The sequence below is a fragment of the Lysobacter concretionis Ko07 = DSM 16239 genome (assembly GCF_000768345.1).
Taxonomy (GTDB): domain Bacteria; phylum Pseudomonadota; class Gammaproteobacteria; order Xanthomonadales; family Xanthomonadaceae; genus Novilysobacter; species Novilysobacter concretionis.
The window spans coordinates 24,525-45,984 of sequence record NZ_AVPS01000007.1 but is presented as its reverse complement, the minus strand read 5'-3'; the positions used below and the strand labels follow the sequence as shown (position 1 = coordinate 45,984).

At 68.0% G+C, this 21,460-nt stretch carries 17 protein-coding genes; 13 read left to right on the top strand and 4 right to left on the bottom strand.

What is annotated here, in order from left to right:
- Nucleotides 1-124: 124 nt before the first annotated feature.
- The 5 genes from N792_RS09510 to N792_RS09490 all read left to right on the top strand — a co-directional run bounded on the left by N792_RS09510 (nt 125) and on the right by N792_RS09490 (nt 6,362).
- On the top strand, nt 125-859 hold the full coding sequence (locus tag N792_RS09510; protein ID WP_036194459.1) for a pseudouridine synthase: 735 nt from the start codon (nt 125-127) through the stop codon (nt 857-859).
- Nucleotides 860-1,013: 154 nt separating this feature from the next.
- Complete coding sequence (gene dcp, locus N792_RS09505; RefSeq protein ID WP_036194457.1) at nt 1,014-3,188, top strand: peptidyl-dipeptidase Dcp; 2,175 nt, start codon at nt 1,014-1,016, stop codon at nt 3,186-3,188.
- 184 nt (nt 3,189-3,372) lie between these two features.
- A complete protein-coding gene (arfB, locus tag N792_RS09500) occupies nt 3,373-3,789 on the top strand; it encodes an alternative ribosome rescue aminoacyl-tRNA hydrolase ArfB (RefSeq protein WP_036194454.1) in 417 nt (138 codons plus the stop codon).
- 80 nt (nt 3,790-3,869) lie between these two features.
- The gene (locus N792_RS09495) at nt 3,870-4,478 is read left to right on the top strand and encodes a 1-acyl-sn-glycerol-3-phosphate acyltransferase (RefSeq protein ID WP_036194452.1); all 609 of its coding nucleotides are present in this window, start codon (nt 3,870-3,872) and stop codon (nt 4,476-4,478) included.
- 408 nt (nt 4,479-4,886) lie between these two features.
- The gene (locus N792_RS09490) at nt 4,887-6,362 is read left to right on the top strand and encodes a glycosyltransferase family A protein (protein ID WP_052103896.1); all 1,476 of its coding nucleotides are present in this window, start codon (nt 4,887-4,889) and stop codon (nt 6,360-6,362) included.
- Nucleotides 6,363-6,386: 24 nt separating this feature from the next.
- On the opposite strand, the gene N792_RS09485 is transcribed toward N792_RS09490, so the two are convergent.
- Nucleotides 6,387-7,355 (bottom strand): LysR family transcriptional regulator, encoded by a 969-nt coding sequence (locus N792_RS09485; RefSeq protein WP_036194450.1) that lies wholly within the window; start codon nt 7,353-7,355, stop codon nt 6,387-6,389.
- A 174-nt stretch (nt 7,356-7,529) separates the two neighbouring features.
- On the opposite strand from N792_RS09485, the gene aceB reads away from it, so the two are divergent.
- The 5 genes from aceB (at nt 7,530) to N792_RS09460 (ending at nt 14,976) form a co-directional block, all read left to right on the top strand.
- Complete coding sequence (gene aceB / locus N792_RS09480) at nt 7,530-9,245, top strand: malate synthase A (RefSeq protein ID WP_036194447.1); 1,716 nt, start codon at nt 7,530-7,532, stop codon at nt 9,243-9,245.
- A 218-nt stretch (nt 9,246-9,463) separates the two neighbouring features.
- Nucleotides 9,464-10,759, top strand: coding sequence for an isocitrate lyase (aceA, locus tag N792_RS09475; RefSeq protein ID WP_036194445.1), 1,296 nt, complete (start codon nt 9,464-9,466; stop codon nt 10,757-10,759).
- Nucleotides 10,760-10,906: 147 nt separating this feature from the next.
- Nucleotides 10,907-11,119 carry a hypervirulence associated TUDOR domain-containing protein gene (locus N792_RS09470; RefSeq protein ID WP_036194442.1) on the top strand — a complete coding sequence of 71 codons (213 nt, stop codon included), beginning with the start codon at nt 10,907-10,909 and terminating at the stop codon, nt 11,117-11,119.
- A 102-nt stretch (nt 11,120-11,221) separates the two neighbouring features.
- Nucleotides 11,222-12,313 carry a GGDEF domain-containing protein gene (locus N792_RS09465; protein WP_224743882.1) on the top strand — a complete coding sequence of 364 codons (1,092 nt, stop codon included), beginning with the start codon at nt 11,222-11,224 and terminating at the stop codon, nt 12,311-12,313.
- Nucleotides 12,310-14,976, top strand: a complete 2,667-nt coding sequence (locus tag N792_RS09460) for a putative peptide modification system cyclase (RefSeq protein ID WP_036194440.1) — start codon at nt 12,310-12,312, stop codon at nt 14,974-14,976. Before N792_RS09465 ends, N792_RS09460 begins: the two co-directional genes overlap by 4 nt.
- Here the strand turns inward: N792_RS09460 and N792_RS09455 are convergent.
- Nucleotides 14,916-15,266, bottom strand: coding sequence for an NHLP-related RiPP peptide (locus N792_RS09455; RefSeq protein ID WP_084105667.1), 351 nt, complete (start codon nt 15,264-15,266; stop codon nt 14,916-14,918). The two genes, N792_RS09460 and N792_RS09455, sit on opposite strands and share 61 nt — an antisense overlap.
- A gap of 165 nt (nt 15,267-15,431) precedes the next feature.
- Between N792_RS09455 and N792_RS09450 the strand changes: the two genes are divergently transcribed.
- Complete coding sequence (locus tag N792_RS09450; protein ID WP_036194437.1) at nt 15,432-16,607, top strand: putative peptide maturation dehydrogenase; 1,176 nt, start codon at nt 15,432-15,434, stop codon at nt 16,605-16,607.
- 562 nt (nt 16,608-17,169) lie between these two features.
- On the opposite strand, the gene N792_RS09445 is transcribed toward N792_RS09450, so the two are convergent.
- The gene (locus tag N792_RS09445) at nt 17,170-18,684 is read right to left on the bottom strand and encodes a YifB family Mg chelatase-like AAA ATPase (RefSeq protein WP_036194435.1); all 1,515 of its coding nucleotides are present in this window, start codon (nt 18,682-18,684) and stop codon (nt 17,170-17,172) included.
- 9 nt (nt 18,685-18,693) lie between these two features.
- A complete protein-coding gene (ubiK, locus tag N792_RS09440) occupies nt 18,694-19,005 on the bottom strand; it encodes a ubiquinone biosynthesis accessory factor UbiK (protein ID WP_036194433.1) in 312 nt (103 codons plus the stop codon).
- A gap of 218 nt (nt 19,006-19,223) precedes the next feature.
- Between ubiK and N792_RS09435 the strand changes: the two genes are divergently transcribed.
- A complete protein-coding gene (locus tag N792_RS09435; RefSeq protein WP_036194432.1) occupies nt 19,224-19,562 on the top strand; it encodes a P-II family nitrogen regulator in 339 nt (112 codons plus the stop codon).
- Between the two features lie 40 nt (nt 19,563-19,602).
- Nucleotides 19,603-21,447, top strand: a complete 1,845-nt coding sequence (locus N792_RS09430) for a DUF4153 domain-containing protein (protein ID WP_224743881.1) — start codon at nt 19,603-19,605, stop codon at nt 21,445-21,447.
- The last annotated feature ends 13 nt before the right edge of the window (nt 21,448-21,460 follow it).

Here is a 21,460-nt window from a genome sequence, read left to right as displayed (position 1 = left end):
TGTCCCTCTTTTGTAGGAGCGACGTGAGTCGCGAACGCACGGCGATTCCGGACATCAGTGCGTTCGCGACTTACGTCGCTCCTACAACGAAGGAGATTCGCATCGTGGGGCGAGGCAGCACGCGATGATCGCCCCCGCCCTCACCCTCGACATCCTGTATGTCGACGACGCCCTCGCCATCGTCAACAAGCCCGCCGGCCTCATGGTGCACGACAGCGCGCTGGCGCGCGGCGAGACCGATTTCGCCGCCGACCGGCTGCGCGAACAGTTCGGACGCAAGGTGTTCCTCGTCCATCGCCTCGACCGCGCGACCAGCGGTTGCCTGTTGCTCGCGTTCGATCGCGACAGCGCCTCGGCGCTGGGCAAGGCGCTGATGGCGGGCGAGGTCGAGAAGGATTACTGGGCGATCTGCCGTGGCTGGCCGGAAGGCGATTTCGAGGTCGATCATCCGCTTGACGGCGGCCCGGGCAAGCCGGTCAAGAAGGCCGCGGTCACGCGCTTCCGGGTGCTGGCGACCGCCCAGTGCGACTGGCCCTCCGGCGGCTTCGACTCCTCGCGCTACGCGCTGCTGCTGGCGCAGCCGCAGACCGGCCGCTTCCGCCAGATCCGCCGCCACCTCAAGCACCTGTCGCACCACCTCATCGGCGACACCAGCCACGGCGACGGCCGCCACAACCGCGCGTTCCGCATGATCGGCGTGCATCGGATGCTGCTGCATGCGCGACGACTGGCGTTTGCGCATCCGCACTCGGGTGAAAAGATCGAGGCGGTCGCGCCGGTCGATGCCGGGTTCGATCGCGCGCTGGCGTTGTTCGATGAAGCGGGGTTGCGGCAGGCCGGCGTTCCCGTTCCGCCGTAGCCTGCACCGGGCGGGCTACGGCAGTCCGCCTGCGCCACTGGGCTTCTTTCATGACTGCCCGATGCCGCGCCCATGGATTGCCGGCAGCTTGTGCCGACCGCGCCCGGGCGTACTCTTGCGTTTGTCCGCTTCGCAAACTCCAGGAGCAGCCTCCATGACGCGATCCCCCGTGCTTGCCGTCGCCGCCAGCCTCGGCCTCGCCCTGGCCGCGTGCAGTGGCCAGACCCCCGAATCCCAGCCCGCCCCAGCCCCGGATGCTTCCGCCGTGACGCCTGCCACCGAAAATCCCCTGCTGGTCGCCAGCACCCTGCCGTTCCAGGCGCCGCCGTTCGACAGGATCAAGGACGCCGACTTCCTGCCCGCATTCGCCGAGGGCATGAAGCAGCACCTGGCGGAGATCCGCCGGATCGCCGACAACCCGGAGCCGGCCACGTTCGACAACACCTTCGTGGCGCTGGAGCGCTCCGGCGAGACGCTGGGCCGCGTCGCCCGTGTGTTCTTCGGCCTGGCCCAGGCCGACACCAACGACGCGCGCCAGAAGATCCAGGAAGAGATCGCACCGAAGCTGGCCGCGCACCAGGACGAGATCCGCCTCGACCCCAACCTGTTCGCCCGCGTGAAGTCGATCTACGACCAGCGCGACACGCTTGGACTCGACCCGGTGCAGCAGCGCCTGGTCGAGCGTACCCACGACGAGTTCGTGCGCGCCGGTGCCAACCTGTCGGAGGCCGACAAGGCCACCGTGCGCAAGCTCAACATCGAGGAGAGCTCGCTGTCGACCCGGTTCCACGTGATGCTGGTTGCCGCCGCCGCCAAGGGTGCGGTGGTGGTGGACGACAAGGCCGAGCTGGCGGGTTTGTCCGAGGGCGACCTCGCCGCCGCGGCGCAGGACGCCGCCGCGCGCAAGCTCGACGACAAGTGGTTGTTCGCGCTGCAGAACACCACCCAGCAGCCGGTGCTGGCCTCGCTGGAAAACCGCGACCTGCGGGCCCGGATCCTCGAAGCCTCGGAAATGCGCGCCGAGCACAACGACGAGAACGACACCCGCAAGACCATCCAGCGCCTGGCCCAGCTGCGCGCGCAGAAAGCCAAACTGCTCGGCTACGACACCTTCGCCGCCTACCAGCTGGCCGACCAGATGGCGAAGACACCGGCGAACGCGCTCAAGCTGCTGACCGACACGGTGCCGGCCGCCACCGCCAAGGCGGGGCGCGAGATCGTCGAGATGCAGAAGGTGATCGACGCCCAGCAAGCCGATTCAAAGCCGGGCGGCTTCAAGCTGGCCGCGTCCGACTGGGACTTCTACGCCGAGCAGGTGCGCAAGGCGCAGTACGACCTCGACGAGGCGCAGATCAAGCCGTACTTCGAGATGGACAACGTGCTCAGGAACGGCGTGTTCTACGCGGCCACGCAGCTGTATGGCATCACCTTCAAGGAACGCACCGACATCCCCACCTATCACGCCGACATGAAGGTGTACGAGGTGTTCGACAAGGACGGCAGCCCGCTGGCGCTGTTCTATACCGACTACTTCAAGCGCGACAGCAAGTCCGGCGGCGCGTGGATGGACGTGTTCGTCGACCAGAACGGCCTGACCGGCACCAGGCCGGTGGTCTACAACGTCTGCAATTTCACCAGGCCGGCACCGGGCCAGCCGGCTCTGTTGAGCTTTGATGACGTCACCACGATGTTCCACGAGTTCGGCCACGCGCTGCACGGCATGTTCTCGGACGTGAAGTACCCGAGCATCTCCGGCACCAGCACCTCGCGCGACTTCGTCGAGTTCCCGTCGCAGTTCAACGAGCACTGGGCGATGGACCCGAAGGTGTTCGCCAACTACGCCAAGCACTACGAGACCGGCGAGGCGATGCCGCAGGCGCTGGTCGACAAGATCAAGAAGTCGCGCACTTTCAATCAGGGCTACGCAACCACCGAGTACCTGGCGGCCGCGCTGCTCGACATGGCCTGGCACACGCTGCCGGGTGATGCGCCGTTGCAGGATGTCGACACGTTCGAGACGGCGGCGCTGAAGCAGTACAAGGTCGACCTGCCGGAAGTGCCGCCGCGCTACCGCACCAGCTATTTCGACCACATCTGGGGCGGCGGTTATTCGGCCGGCTACTACGCCTATTTCTGGGCCGAGGTGCTCGACCACGACGCCTTCGAGTGGTTCAAGGAGCACGGCGGCCTGACCGCCGCGAACGGCCAGGTCTTCCGCGACAGGATCCTCTCGCGTGGCAACACCGTCGACCTCGCCACGCTGTACCGCGAGTTCCGCGGCAAGGATCCCAGTGTCGAGCCATTGCTGGAAAATCGCGGGCTGAAGTAGCGACGGGCCGCGCTGCTGTCATCCCCCGATCGGGGCGGCGCTGGCCGCCCCGGTTCTGTTTTGGCGCCGCCGCGTTTTGCTGGCGAACGCAGCGAGGTGGCTGGCGGGCCTGGTCGGTGGCTCGCGTTGCCCGGCCCGTCCGTCGACAGGATCCACCGACAGGAACCACCGATAGAATTGGCCCATGGTCGCCATCGGCAACATCGTGATTCCCGAGTCCGAGCTGGTCGAGCGCTTCGTGCGTTCGGCCGGGCCCGGCGGGCAGAACGTCAACAAGGTCGCCACCGCGGTCGAGCTGCGGTTCGACATCGCCCGCTCGCCGTCGCTGCCCGAGCCGGTGCGCGAACGCCTGTTGGCGCGGCGCGACCGCCGGATCACCGCCGACGGCGTGCTGGTCATCAGCGCGCAGCGTTTCCGCACCCAGGACCGCAACCGCGAGGACGCCCGCGAGCGCCTGGCGGGTTTTGTCGAGCACGGCCTGCACGTTCCGCGGGCGCGGGTCGCGACCAAGCCGACCCGGGGCTCGAAGGAGCGCCGGCTGGCGGGCAAGCGCGAACGCAGTACGATCAAGCAGGGCCGTTCCCGCCAGGACTGGGATTGAGCCGGCAACCCACGCAACGCACGCGCGCGCCCGGATCGCGTCAACCGATGAGTGGCCAATATCAGGGGGATACCAGTTCGATGCATGCACCGACCGACGACATCGTGCCGACGTTGCCGCCCAATGCGCCCCGCGTGCGGCCCAACCGCCTGGCGCGCTGGCTGGGTCGCAGCCTGCTGCGGCTGGGCGGCTGGCGGTTGATCGGCGAGTTCCCGGACCTGCCGAAGCTGGTGCTGATCGGTGCGCCCCATTCGTCCAACTGGGACGGAATATGGGCATTCTCGGCCAAATTGGCGCTCGGGCTGGACATCCGGATCCTGGGCAAGGACTCGCTGTTCCGGGTGCCGGTGATGGGTCGGGTATTGCACGGCCTCGGGGTGATTCCAGTCGACCGCAGCGCCCCGAACGGGGTGGTTGGCCAGGCGGCCACCATGTTGCAGGCGGCCGATCGCTGCTGGTTCGGACTGGCGCCGGAGGGGACGCGCAAGCCGGTCGCGCACTGGCGCACCGGTTTCTGGAAAATTGCCCACAGCGCCGGCGTGCCGGTGTTGCCGCTGTATTTCCATTACCCCGACAAGGTGATGGTGGTCGCCCCGCCGGTCGAGTTGAGCGACGACATGGTCGCTGACATCGACCGCCTCCGCGGCTGGTACCGCGCGGTAGCGAAGGGAAAGCGGCACGACGCCTGAGGTCGACTTGCGCCGCGCCTGTGGCACCCGGTTGCCGCGCCCACGGGAACTTCCTTCGGTCGTCCGACGGGCTTCCTTGGGTAGGAGCGACGTCAGTCGCGAATGCGCTGGCGCCCGATTTCGCCGTGCTGTCGCGACTGACGTCGCTCCTACATCGCGGCTGCCGCTTTTCCGCAAGTTCGTCGACCCATCTAAACCAACTTCTCCTCGCAAACACCCCTGGCCGACACGGGCGAACGAGGTGATCATCCGGGCGCTGCCAGCTTGGCACGGTATTTGCGTTGGCTTTGTGGCTCGGGTCGCGTCGTGCGATCCGATACCGCGGGCCGAGTGGCCGCAGGGGGCTTGCCGTGCATCACGCCGCCACCATCGCCGTACCGGGCCCGCCGGCCCGCCGGAGCTAGCGACATGCCGGTCGCGCCCTGGTTCGTGACCGGTCCCGGTTCGCTGCTGGCCGCCGTCGGCCAGTGGCGTGCGCCGGATCCGACCGTACCCAACCCGGTCGAGGATTGGCGTCGCGCCGTCGTGGACGTGGTGATTCCGGTGCACGGCGACCAGCACACGGTCATCCATTGCCTGACTTCGCTGCTCGTCCAGACCCGGCTGCCGCGGCGGGTGATGCTGGTCGACGATGGCGGGATCGCGCGCGACCACAGCCTGCAGTTTGCCCGCGAGTTCGCCCGCGCCAACGGTGTCCAGCTGGAAATGGTGAGCCGCGGCTGGTCGATCGGCCGCGCGGTGACGTTGAAGCGCCAGGCCCGTGAATTCGATGGCGACGTGCTGTTCGTGCTGGATGCCGACACCGTGCTGGAGTCCGCCGACTACATCGAGCAATGCGTGCGCGAGCTGTACCAGGGCGTCGGCATCGCCAGCGCCTGCGGGATGGTGCTGCCGTTGCGCGCGTCCGACCGCCGCCGGCTGGTGGCGGCGCCGGCGTTCCGGCGCTGGCTGGGCGGGGACGAGTACCGCGACCGCGTGGCGGGTGGACATTGGTGGCAACGCCTGGCGAGTGGGTTCAGTGACGCCTACCGGACGCACCTGGCGCTGGTCCAGCAGGGCTTCGTCGATGGCGGGCTGATGCGGCGCTATGGCGGGGTCGCGGCCACCTGCGGCGGCGCGATCGCCTACCGGCGCCGTTATCTGAAAGACCTGTTCAACCGTTACGAGCCGATCCGTGGCGATGACCTGACGCCGGTGGAGGACCACTTCATCGCCTTGGCGCTGGCCAGCGAGGGCTACCGCAACATCCGCATCGACGTGGTCGCGCGCACCCGGTATCCGGGCCTGCGGCAATTGCCGCGGGACGTGTGGCGCTGGACGACCGCGCTGTTGCTGGGCGGCCACTATTTCGACACCCTGCTGCGCAGTCCGCTGCGGGCGGCCGGCAACCGGTTGCGGCGGTTCGCGCGCCGGTTTGCCGCGCCGGATGCGCGGTTGGAACTGGCCCGCGAACGGCGCCCCACGCACGACCTGCGGCGTGTGCGCGAGGCCTACCGGCAGCCGTTCGGCGAGCGCATGACCCGCGAGTACGGGCGGCCGATCGGCACCGCCCTGCTGCTGATCGCATTGGAACAGGCCGTCTACCCGATCGTGCTGTTGATGCTGTTGTTGACCGGCCAGTGGGCCGCGCTGGCGGTGCTGGTCGGGCTGGAAGTGGCGATGACCCTGCTGATCGTGGACATGTGTTCACCGGCGCAGCAGCGGGCGTCGTCCCTGGGCCACGGAGTGCTGGCAATGCCGCTGCGTTACGCGCTGATCCTGCTGCAGCCGTTGGCGATGGCGGGGTTTGCGATCCGGCTGTGGCTGCGCCGGGAGTTCCGCTGGTACGCCCGCCGCGAGCTGGACGCCATGCCCGGCCGGCGCGGTCGCCCCTCCCGTTTGTGATGCCCGACGCGCGGGCAGGGCGGCTCAGCGTTCCGACTGTCCGGTGGCGTCGTAATCGCGGCGCACGAACAGGTCCGGCTTGATCAGCTCGGTGAACGCGCGCGCCTGCGGGCTCAGGTATTTGCCCTTGCGCACCACCACCCCGTAGCTGCGGTCGGGAAACCACGCCGCCAGCGAGCGCGCCGCCAGCCGCGACCGGTCGGCTTCGGTCAGGCAGATCGCAGTGACGATGCTGATGCCCAGCCCCATCGCGACGTACTGCTTGATCACCTCCCAGCCGCCGACTTCCAGCGCCACCGTGTACGGCACCCGGTGGCGCTGGAACACCAGATCGACCATCCGGTAGGTGGTGAGCCGTTGCGGCGGCAGGATCAGTCCATAGGGCGAGAGATCGCGCAGGTCGAGTTTTTTCGCTTGCGCCAGGGGGTGGTCCAGCCGGGTGATCAGCATCGGCTCGAAGCGCGCCACCGGGGCGTAGTCGAGGTCGCCGGGCACATCCAGCATCGAGCCGACCGCGAGGTCGACCGCATCGGAGCGCAGCAGGTCCATGCCGCCGGCGCCGGTGACGTTGTGCAGGTTCAGGCGCACGTCGGGGTGCGCGGCACGGAACGCCGCGACGATGTCCGGCAACAGGTAGAGGATGGTGGAGCTGCCCGCGGCGACATGGAGCTCGCCGGCATCCAGTCCGCGCAGCCGTTCGTGGAACGCGCCGGACAGCGCATCGATGCCTTCCACCAGCGGCCGGGCCAGCTCGTACAGCGCCTCGCCTTCGCGGGTCATCACCAGCCGCCGCCCGCTGCGCTCCAGCAGCCGCACGCCCATGTCGCGCTCCAGCGCCTGCAACTGCAGGCTGACCGCCGGCTGGCTCAGGTACAGCGCCTCCGCCGCGCGCGACACCGAGCCCAGGCGCACGGTCTGGCAGAACGCGCGCAACGGCTTGAGGCGATCGCCCTTGTAGGAAAAGCGCGGGATTGCCGGTGGCTCGTCGGTCATTTTCACCCTTCCATGCGGCAGGTCTGCGCCCCGGTCTGCATCGCTGAAACGCCGTGTGGATGCGTGTTTGAGAATGGTTATATGAAAAACTTATATAACGCATTGAAATAACTGTGTTGTCAAATACAGATACGCCGGCGCAGGGTCGAACTCCCCTTGCAACGGAGCGACGTCATGTCGGCAGTGATCTCCCCCCTCTCGTGGATTCCCGCCCCGCAGGAGTCGACCGGGCCGGTGCGCCTCGCCGAATCGGCGTCGGCGGCGGGGCAGGACCAACTGCTGACGCCGGCGGCACGGGCGTTTCTGGCGGAATTGCAGCGCCGGTTCGAATCCGCCCGCCAGGCCTGCCTGGCACGCCGCATCGCCCGCCAGGCCGATTTCGATGCCGGCCGGCTGCTGGACTTCCGCGACGACACCCGCGCCATCCGCGAAGGCGACTGGCAGGTCGCGCCCTTGCCGGCCGCGCTGCTTGACCGCCGGGTCGAGATCACCGGCCCGGTCGATCCGAAGATGGTCATCAATGCGCTTAATTCGGGCGCCAACTGCTTCATGGCCGACTTCGAGGACAGCACCTCGCCGACCTGGACCAACCTGGTCGCCGGCCAGCGGGCGTTGCGCGAAGCGGTCGCCGGCACGCTGGAATTCACCGCGCCGCCCGCCCGTGACGGCACTGCCGGCAAGAACTACACGCTGAAGCCGTTCGCCGGCCAGGCCGTGCTGCTGGTGCGTCCGCGCGGCTGGCATCTGGATGAGAAGCATCTGCTCATCGATGACAAGCCGATTTCGGCCAGCCTGTTCGATCTGGGCCTGTTCGCGTTCCACAACGCCCACGCGCTCGCGGCGAAGGATCGCGGCCCGTACTTCTACCTGCCCAAGCTGGAATCGATGGAGGAGGCGCAGCTGTGGGACGACGTGCTTGCCCATATCGAGCAGGTGCTCGGGCTGGCGGCCGGCCAGATCAAGGTCACCGTGCTGATCGAGACGCTGCCGGCGGTGTTCGAGATGGACGAGATCCTGCATGCATTGCGTCGCCGCATTGCCGGCCTGAACTGCGGCCGCTGGGACTACATCTTCAGCTACCTCAAGATCGTCCGCGCCCACCCGGACAAGGTGCTGCCCGAGCGCGGCCAGGTGACGATGACGCAGCCGTTCCTGCGCATGTATTCGGAGCTGCTGATCCACACCTGCCACCGCCGCGGCGCGCACGCGATGGGCGGGATGGCGGCGCAGATCCCGATCTCCGGCGATACCGTCGCGAGCGTCGATGCGAACCATGCCGCGATGGCCAAGGTGCGCGCCGACAAGCTGCGCGAAGTCGTCGCCGGCCACGACGGCACCTGGGTCGCGCACCCGGCGTTGATCCCGATCGCACGCACGGTGTTCGACGAGCGCATGCCGACCCCACACCAGCACCACGTGCTGCGGGGCGATGTGCAGGCGTTCAGCGAACGGCAACTGCGCGACCGCCTGCTTGCGCCGCCGCTGGGCACAGTCACCCGCGCCGGTTTCGACAACAACGTCGAGGTCTGCGTGCGCTACCTCGCCGCCTGGCTGGACGGCAGCGGCTGCGTGCCGATCCACGGATTGATGGAGGACGCCGCCACCGCCGAGATCGCCCGCGCCCAGCTGTGGCAGTGGCTGCATTGCCGTGACCACGCGCTGGCACAGGGCGTCACCGATGCCGAGCCGCTGCGCCTCGACGACGGCACCCCGATCGACTTCACCCTGCTGGAGCGCGCATTCATCGCCCTGCCGGCGCGGCTGGGCGACCGCACGCAACTGCCCGGCGGCAGCCGGCTCAACGAGGCCATCGGCATGCTCGACCGGCTCTGCCAGGCCGACACCCTGGAGGATTTCCTGACCGTGCCGGCGTACCTGCGCCTCGACTGACGCGCCATCCGCACCCCCACCCGTAGGAGCGACGTGAGTCGCGACCCTCTGAACCCACACCGATCGATCTGCGCGCACAAATCGATTGTCCGGCCACTGCAGCAACGCGATTCCAGTTGCATTCGCGACTGATGTCGCTCCTACGACCGAAGGAAGTCCAGTCGGACAGAAATCCGCAAACCCGACGCTTTTCGACCACGCCACCAAGGAGTCACGCCATGACCATCCAACGCACCGCCGACCAGCTCCGCCACGACTGGAACACCCACCCGCGCTGGGCCGGCATCGAGCGCCCCTATTCGGCCGAGGAGGTCGTGCGCCTGCGCGGCACCGTCGCCGTCGAGCACAGCCTGGCCACGCTGGGTGCGAACAAGCTGTGGCAGTCGCTCGACACACAGACCTTCGTCAATGCGCTCGGCGCGCTGACCGGCAACCAGGCCATGCAGCAGGTCAAGGCCGGACTGAAGGCGATCTACCTGTCCGGCTGGCAGGTCGCCGCCGACGCCAACCTGGGCGGCCAGATGTACCCGGACCAGTCGCTGTACCCGGCCGACTCGGTGCCGGCGGTGGTCAAGCGCATCAACAACACGCTGCTGCGTGCCGACCAGATCCAGCATGCCGAGGGCAAGGACGACATCGATTTCCTGCAGCCGATCGTGGCCGACGCCGAGGCCGGCTTCGGCGGCGTACTGAATGCCTTCGAGTTGATGAAGGGCATGATCGAGGCGGGCGCCGCCGGCGTGCATTTCGAGGACCAGCTGGCCAGCGCGAAGAAGTGCGGCCACATGGGCGGCAAGGTGCTGGTGCCGACCCGCGAGGCGGTCGAGAAACTGGTCGCCGCGCGCCTGGCGGCCGACGTGATGGACGTGCCGACCCTGATCGTCGCGCGCACCGACGCCGAGGCGGCCGACCTGCTGACGTCCGACATCGACCCCAACGACGCGCCGTTCGTCACCGGCGAGCGCACCGTCGAGGGCTTCCACAAGACCCGCGAGGGCATCGACCAGGCGATCAGCCGCGGCCTCGCCTACGCGCCGTATGCCGACCTGGTCTGGTGCGAGACCGGCAAGCCCGACCTCGACTTCGCGCGCCGCTTCGCCGCCGCGATCCACGCGAAGTACCCCGGCAAATGGCTGGCCTACAACTGCTCGCCGAGCTTCAACTGGAAGCAGAACCTGGACGACGCCACGATCGCGACCTTCCAGAGCGAGCTGGCGGCGATGGGCTACAAGTTCCAGTTCATCACCCTGGCCGGCTTCCACGCGCTCAACTACGGCATGTTCCACCTCGCGCGCGGCTATGCGCAGCGGCAGATGAGCGCGTTCGTCGAGCTGCAGCAGGCCGAGTTCGCCGCGGCCGGTGACGGCTTCACCGCGGTCAAGCACCAGCGCGAGGTCGGCACCGGCTATTTCGATGCGGTGGCCCAGGTGATCCAGGGCGGGCAGTCCTCGACCATCGCGCTGAAGGGCTCCACCGAGGAAGCGCAGTTCCATGGCGAGCGCGCCGTTGCCTGACGGCCGGGCGTCGCGATCGGGCGCGCGATCGCGGCAGATATGCACATGACGCAGCGCCCACGGACGGGCGCATAAGGTGAGTCCACCGGGAGCGCCGAGCGTCGAGCGCCCCGCTCCGATACCCATCGTGCGAGAAGGAGCGCTGTCATGGCCGGATTCAAGATCGGTGACCACGTCGGCTGGAACTCGGAGGCCGGCCACGTCAGCGGCACCATCATCAAGATCCACACCCGCGATTTCGACTACAAGGGCCACACCCACCGGGCCAGTGCGGACGATCCCCAGTACGAGATCAAGAGTGACAAGACCGACCACATCGCCGCCCACAAGACCGGCGCGCTGCACCTGCTGAAAGACTGACGCGGGAGCGCGGCACACCGCCTGGAAACGTCTGCCGCCGGCCGTCATTGCCCGCCCAGGCTGAATGCTATGCTCCCGGATCGCCACCGATCCGGGAGCGGGATGAAAGCCGATGCCATGGAGCCGGTCTCGGCTCGTGAACCAGACAATCCGGTTTCCCCGCTGGCAGACAGCGGCAGCACGGCCCTGCGCGCCCCGGAATTGGACGACCGGCTTCCCGTCGACGAATACGCCCTGTTTGCCTCGGTCGCCCGGGTGCGGAGCATGGACGCAGGTACCTCGCTGTTCCGGCGCGGCGATCTCGGCACCAGCATGTACGTCATTGTCAGCGGCCGGGTGGCGCTGGAGTTCGGTGACGACCTGGTCGCCAAGAGCCTGGCGCAGGCAGAGTTCTTCGGCGAACTCGGCCTGCTGATAGGCGACCACGCGCGCAGCGCCGATGCCAACGTGACCGTCAGTGGCGAATTGCTGGAGATACGCCACGAGGAGTTCCAGCGTCTGGTCGATACCGACCCCGCGCTGGTATCGCGCTTCCTGCGCCGGGCGATCGCGCGCGTGGTGCTCAACGAGCAGGACCTGATCCGCCGGCTGCGACGGCGCAACCAGGACCTGCAGGCCACGTTGGACCGGCTGCACCTGACCACCCACCGGCTCAACCAGACCGAAGCCCTGACCCGCCTCGACGAGTTGACCGGCCTGTACAACCGCCGCGGACTGTTGCAACACCTCGAGGAGCGCCGCCGCAACGGCGCCACCAGCGGGTTGGGGCTGGTGCTGGTGGATTGCGACCGCTTCAAGCGGATCAACGACGAGCACGGCCACCTCGTCGGCGACCGCGTGCTGCAGGCCGTGGCCAATCTGCTGCGGTCGGTGGCCGGCACCGGCGACATCGCCTGCCGGCTCGGTGGCGACGAGTTCTGCCTGCTGCTCAAGGCCGACAGCCGGGAGGAGCTGCTGTGTTACGCCGACTTCGTGGTCGGCACCGTGCAGGGACTGCTGAAGATGCCGCAGACCCCGCCGCGGATCTGCTCCCTGAGCGTCGGCGCCTGCCTGGTGGAGCCCGATACCGAATGGAACCACTGGTACGCGCGCGCCGATGCGGGCCTGTACCGGGCCAAGCAGCTGGGCGGCAACCGGGTGGAATGGCAGGGCCAAGACATCCCGACGCCACCGCCTGAGTGCCCGGATCCATGACCGCATCGGCCAATGCCAGCGACCGCACCGGGACTTCCGCCACCTCCGGCGGAGTGCCGCAGTTGCGCACGATCCTGCTGACCGACCTGGCCGACTCCACCGCGCTGGTCGAGCGGCTCGGCGACGGCACCGCCGCGGAACTGTTCCGCGCCCACGATGGCCTGGTGCTGCAGTTGCAACAGACCTGGCGGGGACGGTTGATCGACCGCTCCGACGGCATGCTGCTGTTGTTCGAGCGCCCGATCGACGGCCTGGGTTTTGCCCTCGACTACCACCGCGGGCTGGAGGAAATCGGCGCCTCGTATGGCGTGCATCCCAAGGCCCGCGCCGGCCTGCATGTCGGTGAAGTGCTGATCTGGCGCAACAGCGACGAGGCGGTGCGGGTGGGGGCCAAACCGGTCGAGGTCGAAGGCCTCGCCAAGCCGATGGCCGCGCGGCTGATGACGATGGCGCGCCCCGGCCAGACCCTGTTGTCGGCCGTCGCCGAGCCGCTGGCCCACCGCGCCGCGCGCGAACTGGGCGAGCGCGGGCGCCACCTGCTGTGGAAGTCGCACGGCCGCTGGCGTTTCAAGGGCGTGCCGCAGACGCAGGAAATCTTCGAGGTGGGCGAGCCCGGCTTCGCCTCGCTGCGTCCGCCCCGCGGCAGCCAGAAGGCCTGGCGTGACATCCCGCTGTGGCGTCGGCCGGCCGCGCTGGTGGCCCAGTTCGCGCTGGTGCTCGCGCTGGCCGGTGCCGCGTGGTTCGTCAGCCGGCCGCTGCCGGCGCTCGCGTTCCACGAGCGCGACTGGGTCGTGCTGGCCGACCTGCGCAACCTGACCGGCCAGCCGCTGCTCGACGACTCGCTGGAGCAGGCCTTCCGGATCAGCCTGGAGCAGTCGCGCCACGTCAACGTGCTCAGCGACCTCAAGACCCGCGACACCCTTGCGCGCATGCAGCGCGAGCCCGGCACCCGGCTCGACCGCGCCATCGCCTCCGAGATCGCCATCCGCGACGGCGCCCGCGCGGTGATCCTGCCGACCGTCGCCGAAGTCGGTGGCCGCGTCCGGATCAGCGCCGAGGTGATCGACCCGCACAACCAGACCACGGTGTATGCCGAGTACGCCGACGGCAAGGGCGCGGCGTCGGCGCTGGCATCGATTGACGAGGTGGCTGCGGCGCTGCGGGAAAAGCTGGGCGAGGCGTTGGAGGTGGTGCAGCGGGATTCAACGCCGTTGCCGGAGGTGACGACCCAGAGTCTTGATGCGCTGCGCGCGTATGCGCTGGGCCAGGGAGCATTCGGACGCGGTGAGTGGCGCGAGGCGTTGGAGTTGTATGGGCGCGCGGTCAAGATCGACCCCAAGTTCGCACTGGCGCATCTGGCGATGTCGCGTGTCTACGTGGCGTTGAGTGACCGGCCGGCGGCGTTGCCATCGCTCGACAAGGCGCTCGCGCTGAAAGAGCGGCTGCCGCCGCGGGACCGCTTGTACCTGGATGCCTGGGAGGCGGAACTGCGGATTCCCGGCCAAGCGTTGCCGCGCTGGAAACTATTGGCATCGATGTATCCGGATTACTTCGCCGGTCAGGCCAATGCGTCCTGGTATCTCTATGTCCTCAACGACTTCGATGCAGCCAGAGAATATGCGAATGCAGTGAATGCACCGCAGGTTGCATCAGTCGAAAGAATCGTCGATCTGATCGGACGCATTCAACTGGTGAAAGGGCAAACTCGCGATGCGGTCGCAACCTTCAAACGCGCTGATGCGTTGCAAGCAGGTACATCTACGCGGCGACAAGCAGCGGTATTAGCGATACAGGAGCAGCACGCACATGCGATCATCCTGATTGAATCGGCACCCTACAGCGGGTTTGCCAGCGACGACCCGGTGCGATACATCGACTTGGTGACCATGGCCGCCGACCAGGCGCGCTGGAATGAAGCAGACGCCCTGCTGAAAAAGGTGCACGAGGAGGTTAGTACCAAAACCCCCATGCTTGCTCGCGAGTTTGCGCTGATCGCGGCGTCGGTGAAGCTTGTGCATCAACCCGGACATCTGAACGAAGCTGACTTTATGGCATTGGCGAAATCTGAGCTAACCGCTTTGGAGCGGCCGGGCAACGCAAAGGCCGCAGACGATGCGTTCATGGCGCTGGTCGCAGCCTACCTTGCGCAACGGTCTGGCTACAGCAGTGTGGCAAACAGGGTGCTTGAAGCGCTTGAGCAATGGGAACAACCGCTTGCCGGCACAGTGTTCGAAAAGATGGCTATCGTAGTGCGGGCGGAAAATGAGCGGTTGGCGGGCCATCCGGAAGCGGCGATAAGACGCCTTAAAGGCGAGCTTGACGGTACCGAGTTGGTGCAGGCGCGGGTGGCGATGCATGCGTCACTCACCGCAGCCGGCCATGATGAGGAAGCGCTCGTGCATGCCGAATGGCTGCTCAGCCACCGTGGCCGGGCGTACATGGAAGCCAATGCCGCGCAAGTGCTGCAGACCTTGAACGTGCTCGATACCCGTCTCGCGCATCTCCATGCTGCCGAGGCAATGGCGGCGATGGAGAAAGCGGAGCCAGCCAACCAGCGGGTCGAAGCCTTGCTGACGGTCTGGCCACGTGATCGTTTGCCGGCCTACTTGGAGCGCAAGGTTGACGTGATCTTGCCGGCCTCGAAGCAGAAGATGACTTGGTGATCGGTATACGACGTGAGATAGGACTTGAGTTCCTCGCGCGCCTGCATGATCTCCTCCTTGGGCGCGAGGTGGTCGGCCGTCATGCAGTAGAAGGCCTCGCCTTCGACAATCGATGCCTTGCCAGCGTGCTGTTCGGCACCCGGATGACCTACCTGAGCCAGCGCGGCGGCGGGATCAGCTTTGAATGCGGATCGGAACTCGTCGTCGGTGCTCAGCAGATCGAGCAGCTTGTCCGCCACATGCGGCTGCAAGGGTGCGTGCTTGGTATCTCCGGAATCATCGCGTGTCATCTTCCACTCCCCATGTTTGATGCGAATACGTAGTCTAACGGCCAGTCGAACCTCGCCCCATCCAGCGGATTCTTGATTTGCCGGGATAACGTGCCCGCTTCAATCAGTGCGCCGATGGGCGCACTTTTGAGCAGAGGTCTGGAAGGGCTATCGGAGAGACAAGGCATGCGGGTCCGTCGTTGCGCGGTGCTGTTTTTCGAGTCGAGAGAAGACGTGGGCTTCGACCTCGAATCGCTGTTGGCGGGCGGAGCTGGGCTGAGTCGGACGTCCCGCTGGCTGGCGATGGCGCCACACCTCGACAACGAAATCGAGATAGACGCGGCCCAGCGGGAGTTGCTCGGGGCGCTGAGTCCCGGTATGTGGGTCGACAGCGGGACATTGCCGCCACACCGGGCCGATACGTTCGAATCCTTGCTGCGGGAAGGTCTGGTGATTGCCGATGATGGGCGTCACGTCGATCAGCGGGAACGCGACGAAGCGATCCGCGCGGCAAACTGGTGGTCGCTGGCCGCGCTGTTCCACCGACAAGGGCGTTGGCATGGCGTCGATGGCGTGCAGGCCATGGAAGAGAGCGGGTTGCTGACGGCCACTGGCTTGCGCAAGCGCTTCGGTCCGCCGCCTGCACACATCGGTGAGCGCGCGGATGCGTCGCAACGGCTGCCGCTGCCGCGCGCGCCCAGCAGTGATTTCGATGGTTTGCTTGCGCGTCGCGCCACCTGCCGCAACTTCGATGATCGACCGCTGAGTCGGGAGCTGTTCGCGCAAATGCTGCAACGCGTGTTCTCCGCGCAGGCGCAGGTGCGGGTCAGCGACGACACGGTGTTCCTCAAGAAGACCAGCCCGTCCGGCGGTGGCCTGCACTCGACCGAGGCCTATCTGGTTGTGCAGAACGTCGAGGGCTTTGCGCCGGGGCTGTACCACTACCATCCCGTCGATCACGCATTGGAGCCATTGCCGCCGCCCGAGTTGCCGTTGGCGGAGTTCGTCAGGCTCGCGCTGGCCGGCCAGCACTGGTTCGCCAACGCGCCGGTGCTGGCGGTGCTGACGCCGCGTTTTGGCCGCAGCTTCTGGAAATACCGCCACCACGCCAAGGCCTATCGCGCGCTGGTGCTCGACAGCGGGCACCTGTCGCAGACGCTGTACCTGTCGGCGACGGAGCTGGGGCTGGGGGCGTTTGTGACCTCGGCGATCAACGAGGTCGACATCGAACGCGGCTTCGGCCTGGATCCGCTGGTGGAAGGGCCGTTGGCAATCTGCGGCTTCGGCTGGCGCGCCCCGTCGATGGAAACCACCGAATTCGATCCCGCCGGCACGGTCTGGGAGAGCCGCCCGGAGCCGTAGATCGCGCCAGGCCCGGAACAGGAAGGTGTTGCCGGGCGGGCTTTGTCGGCCAGCGACGGGAGGAAATGCGTCAGGCGGGCGATTCGTTGAACCGGCGAAAAACGGTTCTTCTCCCGACTCCGGGGAAGTCGGAAAGACGGGCCGGGGCGCGACCTGCAGGCCTTCGCGGCGAATGTCCCCCGGCCCCGCCTGCCGCGGGTGCCTCCTCTTTTACTTTGCCCCGAAGGCCTGCAGGTCACGTCGGTGCTGTCGGATCGCAGAGGTGCGCGGACAGCCCGGCAGCCGGGGCTGTACTTCTGGAACCCCCGCCAGGCTGGAACGATGGGTGCGAATGCCCTTGGGTGTGAAATAAAGGAGGAGGCACCGGCTTCATCGGTGCCGGGGGACATTCGCACACAAGGGCATTCGCTCCCGGCACCCCGGCCACCCCGCAGATACCGCGCTTTCCTCTTGGATGGGAGAAGAACCAGAAAAACTGCACAGGTTGCATGCAGTTGCCGGCCAACCGGGCTGTCCGTGCGGCTGAGGCGCGCGCGTAGGGCGACGCGCCCGAAGGATCGGATCAGGCCGTCTGCAACGCCACGCCGCGGTCCATGCGCCTGTAGCCGATGGCTTCGGTCAGGTGCGAGGTGCGGATGTGCGGGCTGTCGGCAAGGTCGGCGATGGTACGGGCGACCCGCAGGATCCGGTGCATCGAGCGGGCCGACAGCTGCAGGGTGTCGATCGCGTGCTCCAGCAGCGCCTGGTCGGAATGGGAGAGCCGGCAGGTGGCCACCGTCTCCGGCTGGTTGAGCCGGGCGTTGGGCTTGCCGGCGCGGCTGGCCTGCAGGTTCCTTGCCCGCAGGACGCGTTCGCGCACGACCTGGCTGGACTCGCTGGGCGGCGCGTCCGGGCGCAGGGCCGAGGGCGGCAGGCGCGGCACTTCGACATGCAGGTCGATCCGGTCCATCAGCGGACCGGACAGGCGGGCTCGATAGCCCAACACCATGTCGGGGCTGCAGCGGCAGCGGCCACTGGCGTCGCCGGCCCAGCCGCACGGGCAGGGATTCATCGCCGCGACCAGTTGGAACCGGGCCGGGAATTCCGAGCTGCGCGCCGCGCGTGAGATCGTGACCACGCCCGATTCCAGCGGCTCGCGCAATACTTCCAGCGCGCGCCGGCCCCATTCGGGCAGCTCGTCGAGGAACAGCACGCCGTTGTGGGCCAGGGAAATCTCGCCGGGCCGCGGATCCGCGCCGCCGCCGACCAGTGCCACTGCGCTGGCAGTGTGGTGCGGGGTGCGGAACGGACGTTCGCGCCAGCGGGCCGGATCCAGGCCGCGGCCACTGATGGAGGCGATCGCGGCGGACTCCAGGGCTTCCTCCTCGCTGGCTTCGGGCAGCAGGCCGGGCAGCCGCGATGCCAGCAGGGTCTTGCCGCAGCCGGGCGGTCCGACCAGCAACAGGTGATGGCCACCGGCCGCGGCGACTTCCAGCGCCCTGCGCGCGTGGGACTGCCCGCGCACATCGCTCATGTCGGGACCGCGTTCGCGCACGGTCGGCAGCGCGACCGCCCGCGGCAGCGACTTGTGGCCGGTCAGCATCGCGCAGACTTCCAGCAGGGTGCGCGCGGTGCGTGCCTCGGACCGGCTGGCGAGGGCGGCCTCGGCCCCGTTGCCTAGCGGCACGATCAGTTTGCGACCGGCGTCGGCGGCGGCCAGCGCGGCCGGCAGCACGCCGTCGATCCCGCGCAGCTCGCCGGTCAGGCCCAGCTCGCCGAGGAACTCATATTCCGCCAGTGCTTCCAGCGGGATCTGGCCGCTGGCGGCCAGGATGCCCAGCGCGATCGGCAGGTCGAACCGGCCGCCGCTCTTGGGCAGGTCGGCCGGGGCCAGGTTGACCGTGATCCGGCGCGAGGGAAATTCGAACTGGGCGCACTGGATCGCCGCCCGGACCCGATCCTTGGCTTCGCGCACGGCGGCTTCGGGCAATCCGACGATCGACATCGCCGGCAGCCCGCCGGCGAGGTGGACCTCGACCCGAACCGCAGGCGCACGTACGCCCGATCGTGCACGGCTGTGCACGAGTGCCAGGTTCATCGGGGCGACTCAGTGGCGCGGTGGGGCGGAGGGTGTTGGTGCGGAAGTATCAGCCGCCGGCGGGCTGGCAGGCTTGCCCTCGGCCCGGGCTTCCAGCTCGGCGACCGTGCGCTGCAGCTGCTCGAGCTTCTCGCGCGTGCGCAGCAGCACCGCGCGCTGCACCTCGAACTCCTCGCGGGTGACCAGATCCAGCCGTGACAGACCGGTCTGCAGTACCGACTTGAAGTTCTGCTGCAGCTCGTCGCGGCTTTCGCGCAGACCCTGCGGCACCAGGCCGCTGAGGCGGCGGGCAAGCTCGTCGATGTGGTTCAGGTCGATCATGGCAACTCCTCCGGCAAGGATCCCAGCCTCGCGGGCTGTCCGGTCCGGCACCATAGGTGGCGGCCGCGATCGTCTGTCAGATAAATCCGGAGTGTTGATCCGGCACGTGGAGACAAGGCGAGCGAAGCCGCTACTTTAGCCCAGATGCCGGCCGGCTTCGCGCTATTCTCGCCCCGCCCTTGCCCGATACGACACACGCAAACTCCCGGAGACGCCCGATGAAGATGGTCATGGCCGTGATCAAGCCGTTCAAGCTCGACGATGTCCGCGAAGCGCTCGCCGAAGCCGGCGTGGCCGGCATCACCGCGACCGAGGTCAAGGGTTTCGGGCGCCAGAAGGGCCACACCGAGCTGTACCGTGGGGCCGAGTACGTGGTCGACTTCCTGCCCAAGATCAAGCTGGAGGTGGCGATCACCGACGACCAGGTCGATGGCGTGGTGGAGGCGATCATGAAGGCCGCCGGCACCGGCAAGATCGGCGACGGCAAGATCTTCGTCTGGGACCTGGACCGGGTCGTGCGGATCCGCACCGGCGAGCTGGACGGCGATGCGCTCTGACGCGGCGGACCGCGATGCGTCCAGGCCCGCATCGAATCCCTTGTCGGATGTAGGGGACGCGCCGCTGCCGCGCGAGGTGCGCGGCTTCATCGTCCTGTTGGCGATGCTGCAGGGGCTGGCATTGTGGCTGCTGTCGACCGGCAGCGAGCAGGGCTGGGGCTGGCTCGCCGGGCTCGATGGCCGGGTCTGCTGGTACACGCTGGTGCTGTCGGTGCCGACCGCGATGGCGTTGTCGGTGCGGCGGCTGGACGAGGCGCGGTTCTGGCAGCACACGGCGTTGCTGACGGTGGTGTTCCTTGGTCTGGCGTGGTGGGCGGGTCACAGCGTGACGGGCGCGCCGGCGTTGCAGGCGCAGCAGGTGCTGGCGCCGTTCGGGGCGAGCCTGGCGGTGGCGCTGTTCATCGCCGTGCCCTATCTGCAATGCCGGCTGCAGCACGGCCGCTGGTGTGCGCCCTACCTCGACCTGTTCGACCATGCCTGGCAGAACGCGCTGACCTTGCTGGTCATGCTGGCGTTCACCGGCATCTGCTGGCTGGTGCTGATGCTGTGGGCGGGCCTGTTCAAGCTGATCGGGATCGACTGGTTCGCCGATCTGTTCCGGCAGGAGCCCTTCGTCTACCTCGCCACGGGCACCTTTGCCGGGCTGGGCGTGCTGCTCGGCCGCAGCGAGAAGCGGCCGATCCAGCTGATGCGGCGTCTGTTGTTCGCCACCTTCACCGGCCTGTTGCCGGTGCTGGCGCTGGTGGCCTTGCTGTTTGTCGCCAGCCTGCCGTTCACCGGGCTGCAGCCGTTGTGGGCCACGCGCTCGGCGGCGATGGTGCTGATGCTGCTGGTGGCGGCGATGGTGCTGTTCACCAACGCGGTCTATCAGGACGGCCGGCACCCGCCGCCGTATCCGGCGTGGCTGCGCTGGCTGGTGTCGGCCGGGCTGGCGAGCCTGCCGGTGTTCGCCGTGCTGGCCGGCTACGCGCTGTGGCTGCGGATCGCGCAATACGGCTGGACCGCCGAGCGGCTGTGGGCGGTGGTGGCAGCCGTGATCCTGGCCGCGCACGCCTTCGGCTATGCGTGGGCGGCACTGTGGCGTGGCGGGGCGTGGTTGCGACGGCTGGAGCCGGTGAATGTGGCGGTCTCGTTGCTGGCCATCGCGCTGGCACTGGCGGCCAACTCGCCGGTGCTGGATCCGCACCGCCTGGCCACCGCCAGCCAGGTCGAGCGGCTGCTGTCGGGGGTGACCAAACCGGCGGATTTCGATGTCGACTACCTGCGCTTCGATGCGGGCCGCGCCGGGTATCGCGCCCTCGTCGGCCTGCAGTCCGAGCAGCTGGTGACGACCGATACCGAACTGTCGAAGCGCATCGAGCGCGCCATCGCGCGCCAGCACCGGTTTGATCAGTTCGCTGGCGAAGACGAGCTGCGCCGCACCGCGGTCCGAGATGTGGCAGCCGCGCGGGCGCTGATTGCCGTGGCCGGTGCCGCACCGCCGGAAGACTGGTGGGAGGCTCTGATCGCGCAGAAAATCCCGGCCGGCGGTTGCCTGCAGCCCGGCGCGGATTGCGTGGTGGTCATGCGCGACCTCGACCGCGATGGCGTCGAGGACGCGCTGCTGTGCGACCTGGGCCAGGAGTGGGCAGTTGGCTGCCAGGTCCACGCGCGGCGCGCGGGCTCCTGGAGCGAAGCGGCGTCAGTGATGTTCCACGGACCGGAGATGGCGGTGCGCGAGGCGTTGCGCCGCGGCGAGGTGACGGTCCGGCCACGGCGCTGGCCGGATCTGGAAGTCGCCGGCCAGCGCAGTGCGGTGGACGCCGTGGGCGGAGACGTACCGGAACCGCCCCCGACGACTCCATCGACTCCGTCGACTCCGGAGGCGGAAGGCCCGGCCGGTTAGGTGTCGGGTGGTG